The organism is Paenibacillus sp. FSL H7-0943, from assembly GCF_037963265.1.
GTDB classification, from domain to species: Bacteria; Bacillota; Bacilli; order Paenibacillales; family Paenibacillaceae; genus Paenibacillus_AQ; species Paenibacillus_AQ odorifer.
Genome location: NZ_CP150148.1, coordinates 3,422,137 through 3,441,860, shown reverse-complemented (window position 1 = coordinate 3,441,860; position 19,724 = coordinate 3,422,137). Strand labels below are relative to the sequence as shown.

General features: G+C 47.4%; 20 protein-coding genes. 2 read left to right on the top strand and 18 right to left on the bottom strand.

Annotation, left to right across the window (positions count from 1 at the left end; all coding sequences use genetic code 11):
• Window positions 1-74: 74 nt before the first annotated feature.
• From NSQ55_RS15095 to NSQ55_RS15050, 10 genes are all read right to left on the bottom strand, one after another.
• Window positions 75-554 carry a DinB family protein gene (locus tag NSQ55_RS15095; RefSeq protein WP_339174342.1) on the bottom strand — a complete coding sequence of 160 codons (480 nt, stop codon included), beginning with the start codon at window positions 552-554 and terminating at the stop codon, window positions 75-77.
• Window positions 554-1,726 (bottom strand): N-methyl-L-tryptophan oxidase, encoded by a 1,173-nt coding sequence (gene solA, locus NSQ55_RS15090; RefSeq protein WP_339174524.1) that lies wholly within the window; start codon window positions 1,724-1,726, stop codon window positions 554-556. Before solA ends, NSQ55_RS15095 begins: the two co-directional genes overlap by 1 nt.
• Window positions 1,723-2,904: an amidohydrolase gene (locus tag NSQ55_RS15085; RefSeq protein WP_339174340.1), complete on the bottom strand. Its 1,182-nt coding sequence runs from the start codon at window positions 2,902-2,904 to the stop codon at window positions 1,723-1,725. The genes solA and NSQ55_RS15085 overlap by 4 nt, the downstream gene beginning before the upstream one ends.
• Window positions 2,905-2,953: 49 nt before the next feature.
• Window positions 2,954-3,970, bottom strand: coding sequence for an LLM class flavin-dependent oxidoreductase (locus NSQ55_RS15080; protein WP_339174338.1), 1,017 nt, complete (start codon window positions 3,968-3,970; stop codon window positions 2,954-2,956).
• A gap of 11 nt (window positions 3,971-3,981) precedes the next feature.
• The gene (locus NSQ55_RS15075; RefSeq protein WP_076125552.1) at window positions 3,982-4,734 is read right to left on the bottom strand and encodes an amino acid ABC transporter ATP-binding protein; all 753 of its coding nucleotides are present in this window, start codon (window positions 4,732-4,734) and stop codon (window positions 3,982-3,984) included.
• Window positions 4,731-5,441, bottom strand: coding sequence for an amino acid ABC transporter permease (locus tag NSQ55_RS15070; RefSeq protein WP_076125553.1), 711 nt, complete (start codon window positions 5,439-5,441; stop codon window positions 4,731-4,733). The genes NSQ55_RS15075 and NSQ55_RS15070 overlap by 4 nt, the downstream gene beginning before the upstream one ends.
• On the bottom strand, window positions 5,438-6,223 hold the full coding sequence (locus NSQ55_RS15065; RefSeq protein ID WP_076125555.1) for an amino acid ABC transporter permease: 786 nt from the start codon (window positions 6,221-6,223) through the stop codon (window positions 5,438-5,440). The genes NSQ55_RS15070 and NSQ55_RS15065 overlap by 4 nt, the downstream gene beginning before the upstream one ends.
• A gap of 33 nt (window positions 6,224-6,256) precedes the next feature.
• A complete protein-coding gene (locus NSQ55_RS15060; RefSeq protein ID WP_339174335.1) occupies window positions 6,257-7,114 on the bottom strand; it encodes a transporter substrate-binding domain-containing protein in 858 nt (285 codons plus the stop codon).
• 13 nt (window positions 7,115-7,127) lie between these two features.
• On the bottom strand, window positions 7,128-7,634 hold the full coding sequence (locus NSQ55_RS15055; protein ID WP_339174332.1) for a GNAT family N-acetyltransferase: 507 nt from the start codon (window positions 7,632-7,634) through the stop codon (window positions 7,128-7,130).
• A gap of 119 nt (window positions 7,635-7,753) precedes the next feature.
• Window positions 7,754-8,647, bottom strand: coding sequence for a LysR family transcriptional regulator (locus NSQ55_RS15050; RefSeq protein WP_076278492.1), 894 nt, complete (start codon window positions 8,645-8,647; stop codon window positions 7,754-7,756).
• Between the two features lie 294 nt (window positions 8,648-8,941).
• Between NSQ55_RS15050 and NSQ55_RS15045 the strand changes: the two genes are divergently transcribed.
• Complete coding sequence (locus NSQ55_RS15045) at window positions 8,942-9,481, top strand: GNAT family N-acetyltransferase (RefSeq protein WP_076306470.1); 540 nt, start codon at window positions 8,942-8,944, stop codon at window positions 9,479-9,481.
• Between the two features lie 104 nt (window positions 9,482-9,585).
• On the opposite strand, the gene NSQ55_RS15040 is transcribed toward NSQ55_RS15045, so the two are convergent.
• The 8 genes from NSQ55_RS15040 to NSQ55_RS15005 all read right to left on the bottom strand — a co-directional run bounded on the left by NSQ55_RS15040 (window position 9,586) and on the right by NSQ55_RS15005 (window position 18,668).
• Window positions 9,586-11,523, bottom strand: coding sequence for a hypothetical protein (locus NSQ55_RS15040; protein WP_339174327.1), 1,938 nt, complete (start codon window positions 11,521-11,523; stop codon window positions 9,586-9,588).
• Between the two features lie 213 nt (window positions 11,524-11,736).
• A complete protein-coding gene (locus NSQ55_RS15035; RefSeq protein ID WP_076309427.1) occupies window positions 11,737-12,753 on the bottom strand; it encodes a sugar kinase in 1,017 nt (338 codons plus the stop codon).
• Complete coding sequence (locus tag NSQ55_RS15030; protein ID WP_076184626.1) at window positions 12,746-13,501, bottom strand: KDGP aldolase family protein; 756 nt, start codon at window positions 13,499-13,501, stop codon at window positions 12,746-12,748. Before NSQ55_RS15030 ends, NSQ55_RS15035 begins: the two co-directional genes overlap by 8 nt.
• Window positions 13,494-14,606: a DgaE family pyridoxal phosphate-dependent ammonia lyase gene (locus NSQ55_RS15025; RefSeq protein ID WP_076125569.1), complete on the bottom strand. Its 1,113-nt coding sequence runs from the start codon at window positions 14,604-14,606 to the stop codon at window positions 13,494-13,496. The genes NSQ55_RS15030 and NSQ55_RS15025 overlap by 8 nt, the downstream gene beginning before the upstream one ends.
• A complete protein-coding gene (locus NSQ55_RS15020; protein WP_076317046.1) occupies window positions 14,560-15,693 on the bottom strand; it encodes an amidohydrolase/deacetylase family metallohydrolase in 1,134 nt (377 codons plus the stop codon). Before NSQ55_RS15020 ends, NSQ55_RS15025 begins: the two co-directional genes overlap by 47 nt.
• 144 nt (window positions 15,694-15,837) lie before the next feature.
• Window positions 15,838-16,731: a sugar phosphate isomerase/epimerase family protein gene (locus NSQ55_RS15015; protein WP_036677301.1), complete on the bottom strand. Its 894-nt coding sequence runs from the start codon at window positions 16,729-16,731 to the stop codon at window positions 15,838-15,840.
• A 24-nt stretch (window positions 16,732-16,755) separates the two neighbouring features.
• The gene (locus tag NSQ55_RS15010) at window positions 16,756-17,613 is read right to left on the bottom strand and encodes a sugar phosphate isomerase/epimerase family protein (protein ID WP_076125572.1); all 858 of its coding nucleotides are present in this window, start codon (window positions 17,611-17,613) and stop codon (window positions 16,756-16,758) included.
• A complete protein-coding gene (locus NSQ55_RS15005; RefSeq protein WP_339174324.1) occupies window positions 17,610-18,668 on the bottom strand; it encodes a Gfo/Idh/MocA family oxidoreductase in 1,059 nt (352 codons plus the stop codon). The genes NSQ55_RS15010 and NSQ55_RS15005 overlap by 4 nt, the downstream gene beginning before the upstream one ends.
• Window positions 18,669-18,791: 123 nt before the next feature.
• Here NSQ55_RS15005 and NSQ55_RS15000 point away from each other — a divergent pair, with 123 nt between their 5' ends.
• On the top strand, window positions 18,792-19,661 hold the full coding sequence (locus NSQ55_RS15000; protein WP_076125575.1) for an AraC family transcriptional regulator: 870 nt from the start codon (window positions 18,792-18,794) through the stop codon (window positions 19,659-19,661).
• The last annotated feature ends 63 nt before the right edge of the window (window positions 19,662-19,724 follow it).

The window sequence follows — 19,724 nt, the reverse complement described above, 5'->3', positions numbered from 1 at the left end:
TTCATTCCTCCTAAAAGTTTTGTGAGCATACGATTCCCAGGTTTTACTTCATGCAAAACTAACTATGAAAGTATTCATTGCACGAACGATGCATTGGCTGCGCCCTGCTTGATTCGCTCAATCTGGCCAAGATGTCTCTCTACATGTGTGGTGAAGCTATGGACGATATCGGAAATTTTAACGTTTTCCCCCTTGAAGTTAACCCCGCTTTTCTCCCAATCCTCTGCGCTGAGCCGTTCAAACAATAGACTGTTATAATAAAGCAGGCTGCGGAACAACTCCAGACTATCGGAAGCACTACCACTATTGGCGTACTGGCCGCTGACCCAAGCGTCCTGATTGAAGACTGGCAGCTGCGCAGTTGTAGCAGCGAGAATATCACGTATACGGAACGAAACCACAATGCTGTGATCAGCTAGATGGGCTAAAACCTCAGTAATACTCCAACTCGTTGGTGCTGCCTTCCATTTCAGCTGTTCCTCTGATAACCCTGCGGTTGCATGCACCAGTTGGTTGTGCGTACTTAAAAAATTGCTAATTTGAACTTTGCTCATTAAATCCCCTCCAAAATAAGGCCTGCTTGCGAATGATCAGGTGTAAAACGTGATAACGCAAAAGGTTGAATGTTGTGGTTGGTAGCTCCACTTGTCGCCAAATCAGCAAGTATTTCACCTACAACACTAGAAAATTTAAAACCATGCCCTGAGAACCCTCCGGCTACCAGCACATTGGAGTGGAGCGGATGGCGGTCAATAATGAAATCTTCATCAGGCGTATGCTCATATTTGCATACAGAGCCTTTAAGTAATCGGCCAGCTGCACCCGGCATGTAAGTCTCCAGTACTCTTCGGAGGTCTTGCTCATCGCTGGCTTCACTGCCAAAGGGAGCAAGTAGTGTGCCTGGTTTCCATTCCAGCCCCGTATCGTGCCGGCCGATCTTCAGACCGGCTCCAGCAATGCTGGGAAAGCCATAATAGCCACCTTCCTCAGCTCCTAGCGTGAAGCCAGGGAAGTTACCGGCTGCAAAAGCAGGTGAGCTCTCAAACCAGCCCACAACTTTGCGGATCGCCTTGATTGGCAAATGCACAAAAGGCGCTAACGCACCAAACCAGGCTCCGGCACTAAGGATAGCTGACGCTCCGTGATAATCGCCGTTTGTTGTATGAACTGTTACACTGCTTTCGCGGGCGGTGATGTTTACTACCGAAGTGTTCGTCAACAGTTCCGCACCCTGTCCAAGGGCAAGCTGGCGGTAGGCGGAGATACAGCGCTCGCTGTACAAATACCCGGCTTCTGGTTCATACATTGCTGCGAATGTTTCCGGAATGTTCAATCCCGGCCAGCGCCGCCGGATCTCTCCGGCATCCAGATGCTGGACCTGCACCTTCCGTTTCATTGCTTCCGCGAGACGACCGCTGAAGGAATAAACTGCACTATCTGCGAGATTCAATACGCCCGAGCGGACAAGCAATTCTATTCCGCTCAACTGCTCGGCTTCTTGCCATAAATGATCTGCCCGCAGAGCCAAATCAATGTAGGCGGGATCACCACTGTAAGCATGCCGGATCAGCCGCGTTTCCCCGTGATGGCTTCCCAGTGTATGTGGAGGATCAAAGGCATCAATTAGCAGCGTCTTCACTCCGCGCCTCGCAAGATAGTAACCGGCACTCATGCCCATCGAGCCTGCGCCGACGATAATTACATCGTAACTGTTATGTTCAGCTATAATTCTGCACCTCCATCGGGACTGTACTGCACTAGGGATCGTACAGCTACATCCGCAAGGAAACGTGCTGCCACAGGGAGTGCGCGTTCATCCAGATTGAAGGCCGGATGATGCCATTCCTGGCTTCCTTCAGTACCTACAAAAACGAACAGTCCGGGTACCACGCGCTGATAGAAGGCGAAATCCTCTCCAGCCAGAGAATGCTCTGGCTGAATCGCTCGGTAGCCAAGAGCTTCGACCGATTCAACTCCAAGCGCTGCTAGGGAGGGATCGTTGATAACCGGAGGTGGCCCTTCTATCCAGCGAACGGTAGCTTCTGCTCCAAGAGCCGCTGCTACACCGACCGCCACTTCCTGAAACCGGTCCAGCACTTTGCTGCGCACCGTTTCATCAAAGGTGCGGATCGTCCCTTCAAGCACGGCTTTTTCGGGGATAATGTTCCATGAATTGCCGCTGTGAATCTGCGTCACACTAACCACCGCACTCTGCAGCGGACTGACATTGCGACTTACAATGGACTGGAATGCCGCCACAATATGCGAAGCCGCTACAATCGGGTCTATGCCAGCTTCCGGAACGGCAGCATGAGAACTACCACCCTGCACTTCAATCACAAACCCGTCAGCTGCTGCCATTAAAGGACCACCCTTAATACCGATGGTTCCGACTGGCAGGTCTGGCTTGTTATGCAGCCCGATCACTGCCCGGACGTCTTCGAGTGCCCCGCTAGCAATGATTCGTTGTGCACCCTGCGCCTTCTCCTCGGCTGGTTGGAATAACAGGCGCACCGTTCCCTGTAATTGCTGCTCTCGCTGTTTCAATTGATAGGCGGCACCAATCAAGGCAGCCGTATGGAAATCATGCCCGCAGGCATGCATTTTGCCGGGATATAATGAAGCGAAGGATACTCCGCTTTCCTCCTGGATTGGCAAGGCATCAATATCTGCGCGCAGTGCGATGACCGAACCAGGCTTTTTGCCGCCAATCTCTGCGATCACGCCGGTAGACAGACCGTATTCTACGATCCTGACTCCTGCCCGCTCCAGCAGGGAAATAATATATTCTGTTGTGCCATATTCTTCATTGGACAGTTCCGGGTGCCGGTGCAGATGACGGCGTATCCCGATTAATTCTTCTTCAAGCGCTTCCGCACTCAACTCTTTAGCTTTACTTGTCATATACAGTCACCCTCCTTTACACGATTTCCGGTGTGATACCGAGCCCGCTTTATGCCTCTGCCGCCACTTCAGCGATTGCTTCGCTCAGTAGCTCAAAGGATCGGAGCCGTTTATCAAAAGGCTGTACATTCGTCGTTATGATGAACTCCTCGACACCGGATGCCTCTGAAAGTTCCAACAACTGTTCGCGGACAGATGATTTAGTTCCTTTGGTAATCTCTGGTTCCAGCTCTTCAATCGTGTAGGCTTCATTGCTCTGGCGGGCAAATTCTTCCGCCTGTTCCAAGGTCCCTACTGTCAGCTTCTTCCCGCTCGCCAGTTGAATCCGGATCAGCTTATGCGCACCTGCCAGTTCTTTCGCTCCCTCTTCAGTCTCAGCCACCACTAACGCTAAAGCGATAATGGCTTGCGGTTGTCTGCCCTTTGAAGAAGCGAAACCGCTGCGGTAAGCACGAATGGCATCCAGCGCTACCGCCTTATCGCTGTTAATAAACAGGGAGAATACGTACGGTAACCCCAGTTCAGCGGCAATTTCCGCGCTGCTTACACTCGCGCCAAGGACATACAACTCAGGAGGAATACCAGGAAGGGGACCTGCCTTCAACCCTGCCAGCGGATGGTTTTCTTCGAGGCGGTTATGTACATACTTTTCCAGCTCGATGATTTTGTCCGTCAGGTCTGGGGTTTCAGCTTTTCCCTGCTGTAGTGCCTGTGTGCTACGTGGGAGTCCACCGGGAGCACGTCCCACACCGAGATCCACTCGTCCAGGAGCCAGTGTAGACAGCACATTGAAGTTCTCCGCTACCTTATATGGGCTGTAATGCTGGAGCATGATGCCACCGGAGCCAATGCGGATTCGCTCTGTTTTAGCCAGAAGATGTGAGATAAGTACTTCCGGGGAAGAACCGGCTACCTGCTCGGAGTCATGATGCTCCGAAACCCAGAACCGGTGGAATCCAAGCTCTTCGGACAATTGTGCCAGCTTGATCGTATGCTGGAATGCTTCCTCCGGCGTTTCTCCCGGATAGATCGGACTTTGATCAAGTACGCTGATTGTAATAACCATTGTTTTTCCTCCTATATGGAATAGTTAAATTCAGGTGTGATCCGCTTCAGGAACTGCTTCGTTCTTTCTTCGCGCGGATGGTTAAACAGTTCTGCCGGAGTCCCTTCTTCAACAATGACGCCTCCGTCCATAAAAACCACATGATTCGCCACATCGCGAGCAAAGCCCATTTCATGAGTCACCACAATCATTGTGATGCCTTCCTTGGCAATTTTACGGATGACGGCCAGCACCTCACCCACTAACTCTGGGTCCAACGCCGATGTGGGTTCGTCGAACAATATAACCTCCGGCTCGAGCGCCAAGGCACGGGCAATGCCAACCCGCTGCTGCTGGCCTCCGGACAGCTGACTTGGATAGGCGTCCAGCTTGCTGCCAAGACCAACCTTTTCAAGCAGGGCAATACTCCGATTTTTCGCTTCGTCCTTCGGAAGCTTTTTGACAATCAGCAGTCCCTCCATCACGTTCTCCAGCGCGGTTTTATGGCGGAATAAATTGTACTGCTGGAACACCATTGCCGTTTTTTGCCGGAGCAGATGAATCTCCTTTTTGCGGGGATGTTTGCAGTTCACTTTGAAATCGCCGATGGCGATCTCTCCGCTGCTTGGCTTCTCCAGATAATTCACACAGCGTAAAAGTGTCGTTTTGCCTGAGCCGCTGGGACCGAGAATGACGACAACTTCACCCTTCGTCACCGTTAAATCTATATTATTGAGCACCTGATTCCGACCAAATGACTTCGAAATTTGCGCAAGCTTGATCATGCTACTCCACCTCGATTGTACAGATTAATTCTTTTTTCAATCAGCGACGTCACGCGTTCGATTAGGAACGTAAGTCCCCAGAAAATCAGTGCTGCCGCCAGATAAGCCTCAAAAAACTTCCAGTTCGTTGAAGCTACAATTTGCGCCTTAGCATTGATATCCACCACCGAAACGGTAAAAGCAAGGGTAGATCCATGCAGCATACCAATTACCGAATTTGACAGATTAGGCAGACTCGCCGCCAGCGCCTGAGGAAAAACAATCCGCCGCAGTGCCTGGGGTGTGGTCATTCCGATAGAATGGGCCGCTTCCAGCTGACCGCGATCCACAGCAAGCAGACCGGAACGGACGACCTCGGACATATAGGCTCCCGCTGTAATCGAGAACGAAATATAGGCAAAACCGATCATCGGAATGGCTACCGACCTGAAGCTCCAGCCGAACTGCACTGCCAGACCATCGATTAACACGGGAAGCCCAAAATAGATAAGCAAAAGATGCGTCAGCATCGGTGTCCCGCGGATGAACGTAACATAACCGACAGCCAGCGGATACAGCAGCGGAATTCTGTATATCCGGATCAACGCTACAGCCACACCAATCACAAATCCAATGAGTACTGAGACAGCAGTAATAGATAAGGTCACAGGAATTGCACTTAAAATTTGCACCAGAGCAGTCCAGATAAAAGATGGGTCCAGCTTCATAATCCGCTACCTCCTTTACCCGGTCCAAGTTCAGCAATGATGCGGCGGTAGGACCAGCTTTTGTTGATTTTGAACGATTTTTTCTCCGGTGTATTCCGTTTCTCATGCCGCAGCAGCCGGCGTTCTGCTATAAGCAGCAGTTTCTCGATTGTAAAGCTGATGACCAGATAGATTAGCGCAAGCGCGATATACGTTTCAATAAAATGCTGAGTTAAGCTGCCTAGCGTCTGTGCTTTACCTGACATTTCCATCACCCCAAGAGTAAAGGCCAATGACGTATCTTTCAGTAGAGCAATCACCAGATTGGAGAATACCGGAACTGCGATTCCGAGCGCCTGCGGCAGCACGATTCGCGTAAAGGCTTGAAACCCCGTCATCCCTGTAGCATAAGCAGCCTCTACCTGCCCCTTATCCACCGCCATTACAGAAGCCCGGATCATTTCGGACATGTATGCCCCCGTATGCAGCCCGTAAGTAAGAATCACAAAAACAAGCACCGGAGTCCGGGTCATATCGACATGAACCAGCTTCATAATTTCGGGCAGACCATAATAAAACAAGAAGAGCTGGATAAGAATCGGAGTTCCCCGAAAAAAAGAAATATAGATTTCGGAGATGGTTTTTAACACAGGCACTTTATAAAGTCTTGGCAGAGCTACGAGAAAGCCGACAAGAATTCCTGTCAGTAGAGAACAGGCGACAATCAGAAGCGTGGTGCTTAAAGTCCCTAGTAACTTAGGCAAAAATGAAAATACAAAGCTGATATCAAACTGTGCGCCCATATATTCCCCCCCTTCCCGTGCTCACCGGCTCAATCATTTCACCGAATCCGCTGTAACATCCGCACCCAACCATTCCGTACTAAGCTTGCCTAGTGTGCCGTCTGTCTTCAGCTCTTTAATCGCACTGTCAATCGCATCTGACAGCTTTTGTGAATCGGCATCATCCTTACGGAAAACATAGAGAATATCCGCGGATGACAGCTCGTCGCCCGTAGCTTTTAGCTGACTCTGCGGATCAATGATCGGCAGGACAAAATCTGCAGCCAGCGTAGCGTCCACACGCCCAGTACTAATCTGTGCGACGGTATCATTCGCTGCACCATTCTGATACACGATATCAATCGCATTGTCATTCTCTTTATTGTAGTTCTCGAGTATTTGTGCTTGTGCACTCGTTGCACCTACAAGCACCTTTTTCCCTTTGAGATCATCAAGCGATTGGATTGAATTATTATCCTTTGCCACTACAATGCGGTTTCTCCAGTGGGCATAGGCTTCTTTGTTAAAAGAGTATTTCAGCTCCCGTTCCGGATTTTTCTCCATGACATGGGCGACCAAATCGATTTTTTTGGTTTCCAGGCTCAGCAGCAGATTGCTGAAATCCATGGTTTGAAATTCGAATTCATATTCTGGCAGCTGCTTATCGATTTCTTTGAGCAGTTCCACATCAAATCCGGTGAGTTTACCATTCTCATCTATGAAGCAGACTTTCGGAAAAGCAGTACCCGTGCCCACAATGATCTTAGTTACCTTTGCCGAATCCTTTGCCGGTGTCGCAGCTTCTGCTGCATTTCCATTCTGATTGCTGCTAGCGCTGTTACTGTTGTTTCCGCAGCCAGCAATCGCCAGTGTCAATACCGATGCAAATACTAGTGAAATGGACTTTTTCATTGTTTTATCCCCTTTAAATGAACTGTGGTTTGTCTGTAAGTGTTTTTTTCATCAGATACATAATGCCGTCACCGTTCTGCTGATCCAGTTCTAAAAAACGTTCGTACCCCCGGCGTTCATACATTTGAACCAACCACGGATGTTTCTTCGCCGTTGCCAGCGTGACTGCAGCCGAACCTAACTGACCAGCAATAATGTTCTCTTCCACCCAATCCAAAAGTTTTCCACCATAACCTCTGTTACTATAATCTGGATGGGCAGCAAACCATTTGATAAAAGGCAATGGGCTAATCTTCTTAATCTCTTCTTCCTTTGAAAGGGTTATGGTCGCAACTATCGTTCCGTCAACTTCAAGCACATAACACTCATTCGTAGCTATATTGTCTTCAATAAGCGCCAAGTCGGCTGTGGCCGCCGGCCAATGCAGCCCGAGTTCACGAATCAGCTGATAGGCACGATATGTAACATCTAGCAATTGCTCCGCATCCTTCAGTTCTGCCAGCCTGAATACCTCACTCATCACATGCCCTCCAGCCTTTCGAAAATTAACTTTATAATCCCTATCGAAATAGTCGTGATTATATGCAATTAACTTTATCACTGCATGTGTCCATGCGCTAATAGAGTTTTTTAATACATCTATACAATTAGTCGATCTCCCACTTTTCCAATCCCGAGTTCAAGCAGGGTTTCGATGAATTCTGCGTTCTCTCCATTTAGCGAAATCAGGCTGGTTCGCAAGGAGATACCTTCCGTCTCCGCAATATCCACCCGGATCAGTGACCCAACCGCCACTTCCTCCTGCACACTGAGGGCGGGAAGGAAACAGATGCCTGCTTTTTTCAATACCAGCTTTTTGGCTGTCTCCAGGTTATCTACCTGATATTCAATCTTCGGTGGTTGTTCCATACTCTCAAATACACGATGCAGCCGCATCCAATCCAAAGATCCGCATTCAAAAAAAACCAACGTTTCCTGGCGGATATCCTCCAGTGAAGCCCGCTGTGCTTTAGCAAAGCGGTGTCCCTCATGTACATACAGTGAGATGGGGTCCTCGCAGAAAGGAAAGGTTTGAATTGCCGGATTTACGACCTTACGAATAAAAGCCAAATCAAGCTCCTTCGATTTTAACTTTTCAGTCAATACTTCCGTAGAAGCTGTCATCAGCTTGATTGTGATATGAGGATATCTGCGCTTTAAATGAAGCATCAGATGGGGCATTAAATAATTGGAAACCGAGACCGTACTGCCGATTCTCAGTTCATTTGGAATGTGCCCCTTAGCCTGAACCTGATATTTTCCGTTCTGATAAATCTGGAGAATCTGCTGGGCATAGGGTAGAAACTGTTTACCTTTATCCGTCAGGTTAATCTGCTTCCCCAACCGATCAAACACTTTGCAATCCAGTTCCCTTTCTAGCGATTGGATCCGGGCCGTTACTGTCGGCTGTGAGATATATAGGACTTCGGCCGCTTTATTGAAGCTTCCATAATGATTGATGTAGACAAAGGCCTCAATATTTTCAATGTTCATCCCTAATCCCCCTATGCTTTTATTAATTTTACTATTCCGATGAAAAAACAATGAATTATAGTGATGCTTTCCTATAGATTTTGTTTATATCTTAGTCATCGCCCTATTTTTTGTCAACAATTAATTCCGTGTAAATCAATCGGATTTTGAATCAAACGTTATGTTTATTTCATATAGAACTTTTCTATTCCTATATCAGAATTATAAAACCCCTCTTATTCCACTGGGAATTATCATATATAATAATTTCATTCGAATGAACATTACATTTGTCTGAAAGGGGATAGCGAAAACATGTCACAAAAGATCATTATCCGTGAAGCTGAGAATAAAGATTGTAATGCTATCGCCGAAGTGCTGTTAGATGCATACCATCAATATTCGGAGATCATGCCTGAGCCGTTGTGGCTGGAGTATCGAAAATCGCTTCTTGATTCCGTTCATGGTGATACTCCGCTCGTACGGATCATCGCTGAAATCGACAAGAAAATCGTTGGTAGCGCACTCTTGTTCAGCTCCTCGGAAACGGCTTACGGGAAACCGGAGCTAGGGATTCACTCCCCTATCCTACGTCTGCTAGCCGTATCTCCATCCGCTCGTGGTCTTGGCGTTGCAACCCTTCTGATTCGCGATGCTGCACGGAGATCACTACAGTTGGGTGCCACCACCTTGAACCTGCACACCTCGGAAATGATGTCTTCAGCCATCAAACTGTACCAGCGCTTAGGCTTTAATCGTGCGTATGAGACCGATCTTATGAACGGTGACACTCTAGTACAAGGCTTCCGGCTAGACCTGCTTTCCTCCGTCCGTTCTACAGCGGGACAAATATAGAATTCGAGAATTCTTAAATATTTGTCTTTTAAATATAAAAAGAAGCCTCGGAAAGCTTACCCAATGATCTTGTGTGATCGTTACGGTGAACTCCCGAGGCTTCTTTATTTTTCTTTTTTATAAGTAATTTCTTTAAAACTCACAGTGATTTTTCCCGTATTATCGGCATCGCCCATTCGAAGATCTGTAGTAACGGTAGCACTGGAAGGGATGGACGAAAAGCTTGCCCCCTTCTGCTTCTTTTTTACATCATAGAGATAATAAGAAACATCCTTAACATTAAGCCCTACATTATCCTTGTGTATAAGTTCTACAGTATAGGATTTTATCACGGCTACATTAGCGTCCATCCACCCCACAACTTCAATAGCTGTATCTTCATGGTTGCCTTCAGTCTTAATGGAGCCGATGGAATGACCATCCTGATTATAAAAATTAATTTTTTGTGCAGCTATTTTCAGATAATCGATATCGATGTCAAGAATTCGGTTTTCGTTGATCTCTGCTGAATCCATCCAGGCAATCGTGCCCGCGGGGTTCCACTTTATTTTCTCAGAAGGTACATATTGCTCTTGTGGTAACGGAACAGTACGAAGAGAAACTCCTTTATTATCGTAAAAGGTTAATTCGCCGCTCTCATCATCATGTACAAATCTTTTAAAAGTTGGTGAGAGGAACAGGGATGGCGCCCCGGTCGTCGAATGTGGGATTACGCGATATTTCAGAAGATGGACATCGTCCTTTCCCGTTTTCAGATCAAAGATCCATACATTGCCGAGATAACTCTGCATAAACAATTTTTGCTCATCAGCTTTCCATTGAAATTTATAAATGTAATCATAATCATCAGAAAGCGGCCAGAAGTTTTCCCGAAGTCGTTCAATCTTTCCTGTAAGAACATTATATGAGGACAAATGATATTGCCCAGCTTTTTTCGTCACATCCGATTCCAGAAATAATAGATGATCCTCATCCAGCGGGATTAGCATATTATAGTTGCTCATAAAAGCATTATTCCATAGATTATTGGAATCGTTGAGCTCGTCACTCCATTTCACCTTTACCTCATCCGTAGCAGGATCATGGGCTAATAAAGCGTTGACAGCATTATGGTCGCCATAGAAAAGATGAATGGTATGATAAGAGATCCCTTGCAGTTCAACTACTGCTCCACCGTTTAACAGATAGTTATTTTCGGATAGGCCAACCGGTTTGGCCACCAGATCTCCAATAGAGTTCCGTTCTGTATTAAACTCCAAACCATTAAATTTTGCTTCCGAGAACAGAATCTTCTTTAACTCGGCAGTTGATTCCTTAGTAAGTGTGTAGCCTGTATCCGTTTTGTTCACATTCATTAACATGCCTTGCTCGCTTGTCTCGTTAATCCATAAATGAAAGGCATATTTATTATTATCTGAAATTAGAACGATATCGTAGTTAGGCGTTGCGGTATTTAAATTCCCTGGTATTTGTTCAGCAGTACGGATGGCTCGGACGAAAGTATCTATGGTTTCATGATCTGTGTATTCATCCTTTATGTTAGCATTCACTGAACCATGTGCTAGAGCGTTTGCTAATGTGATTCGCTTGATGGTCTCATCTAATTTTAGATTATCTGATTCTACTTGTTGTTCAGTTGATTGAAATAAGGTAAGCAAAGCAGCCTTATCCGTTTCAGATAACTTGTAATGCCCATTTACTCCTGATTTGGTGAAAAGACCATTATTATTGCCCATAATCCAGAATGAGAATTTTTCGTTTTCTTTACTCTTCAATTCAACAGTAACCTCATAATCAGGTGCTGCAATATCAAGCTTCGCGTTGTCATACTCAGCAGTATGTATAGCTTTATTGAAACGTTCTATTAGCTTTTGGTCCGTTATGGTTATTAATCCGCCGCTATCATTATGGATTGTAATGGAGTCCACAGAACTCAGATCGATTAGCTTTTTATTCGCTTTATCTTTACTCCCTGTATTGGCACATCCAACAAAGATTATTGAAATAACTGCTAAAAGGGCTAGTAGATTTAACTTTTTCATATAGGCTCCCCCTTCTTATTCTCTCTTCTTTGACGCCGGATAGAGGATAAAGTTGCAAAAAATGAGATTTTACACCTATTTAAAAAGATCTAATTAAGCCAAATCTAGCCTGTAACCATTGGATCTGATTCTTGGCCTGAACAAAAGTACAGTGTTTGTAGCGATAAAAAAAGCCACCGCACAGGCCTGTTCTCCTGTAAGGCAGCTTCTTCTTTATCTCATTATATCTTTTACAGCACCCGTCAGTACACCAATAACTTCTTGCTCGGAGGCCAGCGGAGAGTCTCCTTCTACTGTGTGGGCTAGCATTCCGGCCGCGGCCGCAAAGGCTACAGTATGCTGAGGATCAAAACCTTCCAGCTCACCATGAATTATACCACTGGCATAAGCATCTCCAGCCCCGACTCTATCAAGCACCGGAAAGCTTAAGGTCTCGGAATATGCGAAGCGACCGGATTTGAAGATATAACCGCGCAATGAATGGCGGTTATCATCATGGATGGACCGATGCGTTCCTGCTACCGTACTTAGACTGTAGCGTGAAGCTACTGTGGGAATCAGCTCCTGAAGTTGTTCTTCTCTTGAAGTTCCTTCGGGCTTCATACCAAGGATTAGCATTGCGTCTTTTTCATTCATCAGCACGATGTCGGCCAAATGCAGCATGTCTTCGTAATGGGAGCGCGCCAGCTCATAGCCTCTCTCCCCCCAGAGCGATGGGCGGTAATTGCAGTCAAAAACGACTAGACCACCGTGTTGCTTAACCGTTTTTGCATAAGTTTTCATCGCTTTTCGCACATCATCGTTCATTGCCAGTGTTATCCCGCAGAAATGAACAGCATCCGCGAGGTCTGCCAGCTCTGCGAATGGATAAGTACCCGGAGGAGCAGTATTGAAGCTGCTCTCCGGGCGACCGGAATAAGTCACTCGGGAGGGGCGAGCCCCGAATCCGTTTTCAAGAAAGTACATCCCTATACTTGAGCCCCCGCGTTGGATATGCTCCGGCTGGATGCCCAGTCGCCGAAGATAGGCTGTTGCTGCGTCACCAATAGGATTCGCAGGCAGTCTGGACACCAAAGTCCCCCGATGTCCGTATCGGGACAATGCGGACAGTACATTGACTCCGGTGCCGGAGAACGAATACTTCAGCAGGTTACCCTGAGATAACAGTTCAAAGCCCGGTACCTGTAGCCGCATCATTATTTCACCAAAAGCGGCGATATGTTTAGGCATATTGATCTGCCAGCTTTTTCATCGTCCGATACAGCTGTTGTATGTCCGCCACTCTCGTTCTTCCGCTCTGCGGATCGATGATCGATGTATAGACATGGGGAATCACCTGCGGCACTCCCGCTTCCAATATAATAGACAAGATCTCTTCAAAGTTGTCCAGATCGATACCGCCGGTCGGCTCCAGCGCAAAACCCTCTTCCGCACAGGCTTTGGCCACAGCGATTAGCTCCGCTTTACGGCTCAGCCCCTGCATCGGAAAATACTTTAAAGCATTTCCGCCCATATCCCGAACCAATGCAATCGCCGCATTTACGGGAATTACAGCGGGTACAGATTGTGCCGCACTGGCCGGGCCGGTGGAGATATTCACAAAACCAGGTTGTCCCGTTGGTGCGATCATGCTGTTAATCCAACTATCTTTCGCTCCAAGGTTAGCACGGGTCGCACCAACTGCTGGGAATACCTGATTAATGTGGCTGCCAGCATAGGATTTGACAATCTCTGCAACAACAGCAGCTTGCCGATTATCACCCGCACCTAGTCCTATTGATACCGCACCGTCAATTTCCCGCCCATATGCCTCCATCGCCTGCACGGCTTCTTCTACCGTTGCATAGTCTTTGGACAATACACCGACCAGTACATAACCTTCGGCAGCAGCAAACACCTCTTTGGCATTTTCTATATCCTTAGCCAATACGTTTAAGGCCACCCGACCTTTATAGAACCGCTTGTTAATTTCAGACATTGCTTGCCCCTCCTGTCAATTCCCTTATCCTCGCTGTAATCATTTCTATGTCATCACCCATTAGCGGACGCGGGTCAATATCAAAATAACCTTGCCTTACCCCATAGTCTCTAGTGTAAATAGCCACTTCACCTTGTTGAAGCTGCTGGGACAGCTCAAGTGCTGTTATTGCGCACTGATTCGGGTCCACATGGATGCGTCCACGGTAAATCGCCCGGCCTGCTTCATCCTGCACGATAGTTACCCGAATTCCGGGAAGCCCATCGAGCGGCATCAGCAATTGGAGCGTAGCTTTTTCCTTTTCGCTTGTATCCTGTTTGTGAGCATATTCATCCAACGCTTGCATCAGGCCGAAGGATGTTTCCTTACCAACCTTCATGCTGCGTCCAATGCCGTGAAGCTGCACTTTTAGCCATTCAATATAAAGACGTTTTCCCGCCACAAGTCCGGATGTTGGACCTTCTATGGCTTTGGAGCCACTATAAATGACCAGATCGGATATTTGCACGTATTTCTGCAGATCCTCTTCCGCTGCAGCATCTACAATAAGCGGGACGTTATGAGTTTGAGCCACAGCCCAAGCTTCCTCTACAGAGATCATATTCTTCTGAACGGCATGATGAGATTTGACATACAAGATAGCCGCAGTCTGATCCGAGATCGCAGCAGCCAAATGCTCCGCCCGTCCTTCATTGGCATAACCTGCTTCCACCACTTTACCGCCGCCGAGATAAACCATGGTTTCCACTGGTGCACCGTATTGTACGTTATGACCTTTTAACATCACAATTTCATTTCTAAAAATGCTATCCTGATGGAGCCGTAGACTTGTACGAATATTACCGCGGGTTACCAGCGCCGCCACGGATAAAGCAATTCCACTGGAAGCCGAGTTCACGATCACCGCTGCTTCAGAACCTGTATGACGTGCAACATAATCCCCCGCTTTATCCACCAAATCGGCGATTTCCACATAACTCTGTCCGCCTTGACGCATAGCTTCCATCACCGTATCGGTCGGTGCCGATACCCCGAGGATGCTCATCCGGCCGCTTGCATTAATAACTCTTTTCAGGCCGTATTTCGCATTCCATGTATTTGTCACCTATGATCACTCCTATTGCTTGAATGGTTTGCTGTGCTACCCGGCGTTCCCCCTCAGAATCTACCAGTTCAATCTTCTTATCCGTCACACGAAAAAGGGTCAGATTCGCCTTGTTATTGATCCGAATCTCCCCAAGTTCCGGGCGTCCCAGCCACTGGGCTGCTCTGCTTGTCACCCGTGCAATTGTATCTTCAAGGGAATATCCCAGTGCAAGGAATTTGTTCAACAGATTCGCCATGGAGTAGACGGGACCATTGATACGGTTGCCTCTGTATATGTCTGTGCTGATCGTATCCGGATCAATACCGTTTTGTTTGGCCGCCTCGGCCACAGCGAACGAGAAGCTAGCCGTACCATGTCCCACATCCAAGTGAACTCCACGCTCAATAGCATCTCTCAGCACTTGGAGCGGTCGATTCTCCTTATCGAACAAATTGTTGCTTTTACCATTTAGATAATGGGTTATCACGTCGTTGCGTTGAAGTAGCGGTAAAACCTCACGGATATCCGGCGGTGCGGAGCCTATATGTACCATCAGCGGCAGCCCGGTCTTTTCCGAAAGCTCCAGTGCATGTTGAAGCGGTTGAATGCCATTGTCACCCACTACGCTTTTGCTGATTCTGGCCTTCAAGCCTACGATAAATTCAGGATAAGCAACTACCGCCTGAAGCACCTTTTCATGATCAATCCACTCTAGTTGGGACAACTCGTCAATTCGCATCAGGCCAATCTTTGAAATGTTAAGAAAAGCAAGCAGTTGCGTTGCCGACTTTTTCCCCGCCTCTGCCAGCTCACCAATACGCTCCGCTCCGCAGCTACCTGCGTCCACGAGCGTAGTCACGCCACATTTGATTCCGATTTCATCGATCTCGTCTCCATACGGATTCAATTCTGCAAACGCATGTACATGCAAGTCGATCCAGCCGCTAGAGACATACGCCCCATTGGCTTCCACGACCTTGAAACCATGGTCTTCGGCGGTGCCTCGGGGAACAATCTGGACTACGTTGCCATCAGCTATGACAATGTCCACTTCCGCTCCATTCAGGACTTTCGCCCGGCGGAGGAGCAAACGTTCTGCTGTCATCGTCACACCTTCTTTCCAAATTCAGAACATTACCGTCCTAGGTCTTTCCCGCACAATCTATAACACAAACAGTCCCAATGGATGTAGGATCTTTTTTCACAGGGACTGTTTGGATGAACTATTTATTCTTTATCACTACCGTGTTCAGACCCGAAAACCCTTTAAAAAATTCACAGCCTGGCGGATATCTTCCTCCGGATTAGTGCCAACTTCCCGTTCTATGGTCAGGAATCCTGTATAACCGATGTCGTTCAGTGCTTGCAGATAGTTGTTCCAATCAACAGAACCCGCTCCGAGCGGAACTTCACGGAATGCCGAGCCGGTCTCGGCCATTTCAGCGATTTTCTCATGGTCTAATGCTGGTGCTTCATAACCATATTGACCGTAAACATCGCGTGGATCGATATCGGCAAGCTTGAGACCATCTTTAGCATGGGTGTGTACAATGTAGTCTTTTAGAGTATGAACACCTTGCACCGGATCATCACCAGTCACCATGACCATATTGGCCGGATCAAAATTAACGGAAACCCCTCTGGAACCCAGACCGTCGAGGAACGTCTTCAGACGTGCAGCGGGTTCTGGCCCAGTCTCAATCGCAAAATAAGAATTCATCTCATGTGCATATCTGCTAAGTTCCTCACAGGCAATGTGCATGGTTTCATAGATTTTACTGGCAGGGTTAGAAGGAACAATACCGATATGTGTAGTTACGATATCTGTACCTAGCTCCTTGGCCAGCTCCATAATGCGCTTGGACTTTTCAATTTTGGCACGGTTCTGGGCAGGGTCCTGAAAGCCATGTCCGCCTAAATCTCCAACGAGGGCAGAGATTTCTAAACCTAGCGAAGCAATGTAATCCTTCCATTCACGGCGTGCTGACTGAGAGAGAGTAGCGGGATCAAATTCGCCTTGTACCGCATAAATCTGAACTCCATCTGCCCCAGCTTCTTTTGCCTTGCGCAATCCCTCTTTCACTCCAACCTGAAAGCTGTCTACGATAACACCGATTTTATTAGTGATAATTGGTTTAACCATGGCATAATCCTCCAGTATAATGAATTAGATTTGGTTCCAAACCCGCTTGATGTATTCCAGCCCCAGTCTTGTTCCCTTACGGCACTCTTCCATTCCCTCAAATTCTACAGAGATATATCCATCGTAACCGCTTTCCTTAACGATTCGAATTACACTCGGCATATCGATGTCTCCTTGACCAACGATGGCACCTCTCAACCAGTTCCCACCGGAGGATTGGAACCAACCTTCGCCAGGCTGGCGGTCTTGCGGACGAATATAGAAATCTTTGAAATGCACCATTGAAGCAAGCTTGATGTTGTTAGGTACAGCTATTAGCGGGTTCTCATCTGCGCACAGGAAGTTCCCAATGTCGAGTGTTGTACGGAAGTTATCTCTACCCACCGCATGAACCAGCGCCTGTACACGATCGCTGTGCTGAATAAAGTATCCATGATTCTCCACACTGGTCGTAATGCCTAAACCTGCGGCATAATCAGCAATTTCTCGGCAGGCTTCAGCCAAACGTGGAAGCTCTTCCAAAAAATGCGTGATGGATAGATCGTTTGAGGAGGCTACATCATGCCGCATCCGCTGAATGCCTAATGCCGCGCACACGTCTACTTCCCGCTTTACCCGCTCGACTTCCCGCTGCATTTCCGCTGTCTCCAGCCCGGCAAAGTTCGCCCCGATAGCATAATTGGATAACTCTAGTCCACGACCCGCTGCTGTTCGTACAATCTGATCAATTAGCTCAGGATTTTCAACCAAATTGATACCCAAAGGTACAATCTCCGCATGTTCTGCGCCCAGATCGGCGATCGTCTCAATGACTCCTTCAAGCGTGAGCTCACCCGTTGAAAAAGCCGAATGCAAACTGTAAGTGCTGATTCCTAACTTCATAGTTTCACCTCTTCACCTTTGGCTGCGGATTCATAGATCGCGCCGAGTATCTTCATGATTGTAACGCCGTCTTGCACAGGACTAATTGGTGTAGAGCCGGTACTGATGTTGCTAGCAAAATGATTAATTTCATTCTGGAATGCACTGTTGAACTCAAACCCCTTATTATCGGTCTGCGGATAGGTATTGACGATCGTATCCGCCTGTTCTTTAACAATGACTATCTCAGGATCAATTTCAAAACCCCCCTTGTCACCATACAGGCGTACCGAACGCTCGTCTTCTTTGGCATGCAGTGTAAAGCTGACATCGACCATTAGCGAAGCTCCATTCTCAAAGCGAATCAGTGCATTCGCTAAATCTTCCACCGTATTGTTCGCTGCGTCGTAATCGGCGGCTTTATAGAATGAGAGATTCTTAATATTAAAACGATTGCCGAGCTTCCGGTAGGTATTAGCACTTACCGATACTGGATTCGGACGGCCCATCAAATACCAGCATAGATCAATCACATGGACACCAATATCGATCAGCGGTCCGCCGCCGGAGCGTTCAATATCACTGAACCAGCCGCCGGGATTGCCTAGTCTCCGGAACGTCGTTGCTTTTGCATAATAGATTTCGCCGAATTCTCCTTGTTCCACCAACGTCTGAAGGAGCTGGGCATTGGAGTCATAACGTCGTACAAAGCCTACTTGCAAAATCTTGCCGCTCTTTTCCACTGCTTGCTGTACCTGAAGCGCTTCTTCAACCGTACGGCAAAGCGGCTTTTCCACAAGCACATGCTTGCCTGCCTCAAGCGCCGCGATGCTGATCTCGGCATGAGAGTTGTTCCATGTGCAGATGCTGACTGCATCTATTTCGGAATTGGCCAGTAATTCACGATAATCCGTGTATACCTTCTCGACGTTATATTCTTTAGCAACTTCGCGTGCACGTTCTTCATTCAGATCACATACCGCATATATGGTTGTCTGCGGATTATTCCGATAAGCACTTAAGTGCATGCCGGAGATAGAGCCCGTACCTATTACGCCAATTTTGATCTTATCCATTAACACTCGCTCCTTTATTTTGCATAGGTTATGATTCGTATTATAATGATTTCAACCCTAAACACCATGCAGAGCCTTGCGGTTTCATTTGTACAATTGTGCTATAGGAGGTGCAGTCTATAAATGTTGGACTATGATAAACATCTACAGGAACCCATGGACATGCCGGATCCCGAGTTTCCGATTAAAGTACATACCCAGCGTTTCCACCAAGAAGGAGTTATGTTGTTCCCACATCATTGGCATGAGCATCTTGAGTTTATATTTATTGAGAGTGGTGAGGCTGTTTTTGAGTGCGGACGAACACCGATCAACGTTCGGGCTGGCGATTTAGTTGCTGTGAACAGCAACGAGCTGCATTATGGGGTAAGCGCTTCTTCTGATTTATTGTATTATGCGATTATTGCAGATACTTCTTTGCTGCATAGTGCGGTAAGCGACGCTGCCGAAACCAAGTTCATCGCCCCGATTCAGCGGAACCAGCTGCTGTTACGTAACCATATCCGGGGGGATCAGCATATTACTGACTGTGCTTTGGCGATTATTCGGGAACTGGAACGTCGCGAATTTGGTTACGAGCTGGCCGTCAAGTCCGAGCTATACCGCCTGTTAACGCTGTTGTTGCGCAGACATATCGTCACCGTACTCTCACAAGCTGAGCAAGAGAGGCGTATTCAGACCGTTGAACGCTTCGCACCTGTTTTGCGATATATCGATACCCATTACCAAGAACCGATTCAAGTTGACGAACTTGCGGCGCTAACGGGGCTAAGCCGCTTCCATTTCAGCCGTCTCTTTAAGGAACTAACTGGGCATACGATATCGGAATATGTAAATGCTGTCCGTTTAGACCGTGCAGATTATTTGCTCCGCCATACCCAGCTAACGATTTCTGAAATCGCTACCACTACTGGCTTCAGCGATATCTACTATTTCAGCCGCACCTTCAAAAAGCATAAAAAAGTAACCCCTAGCAGTGTGAGGGGATTCTAGTTAGAGTGAACAAAGGACTGCCTCTTGGCAGTCCTTTGTTAGTGTATGCAGCGTTCCTCTAGT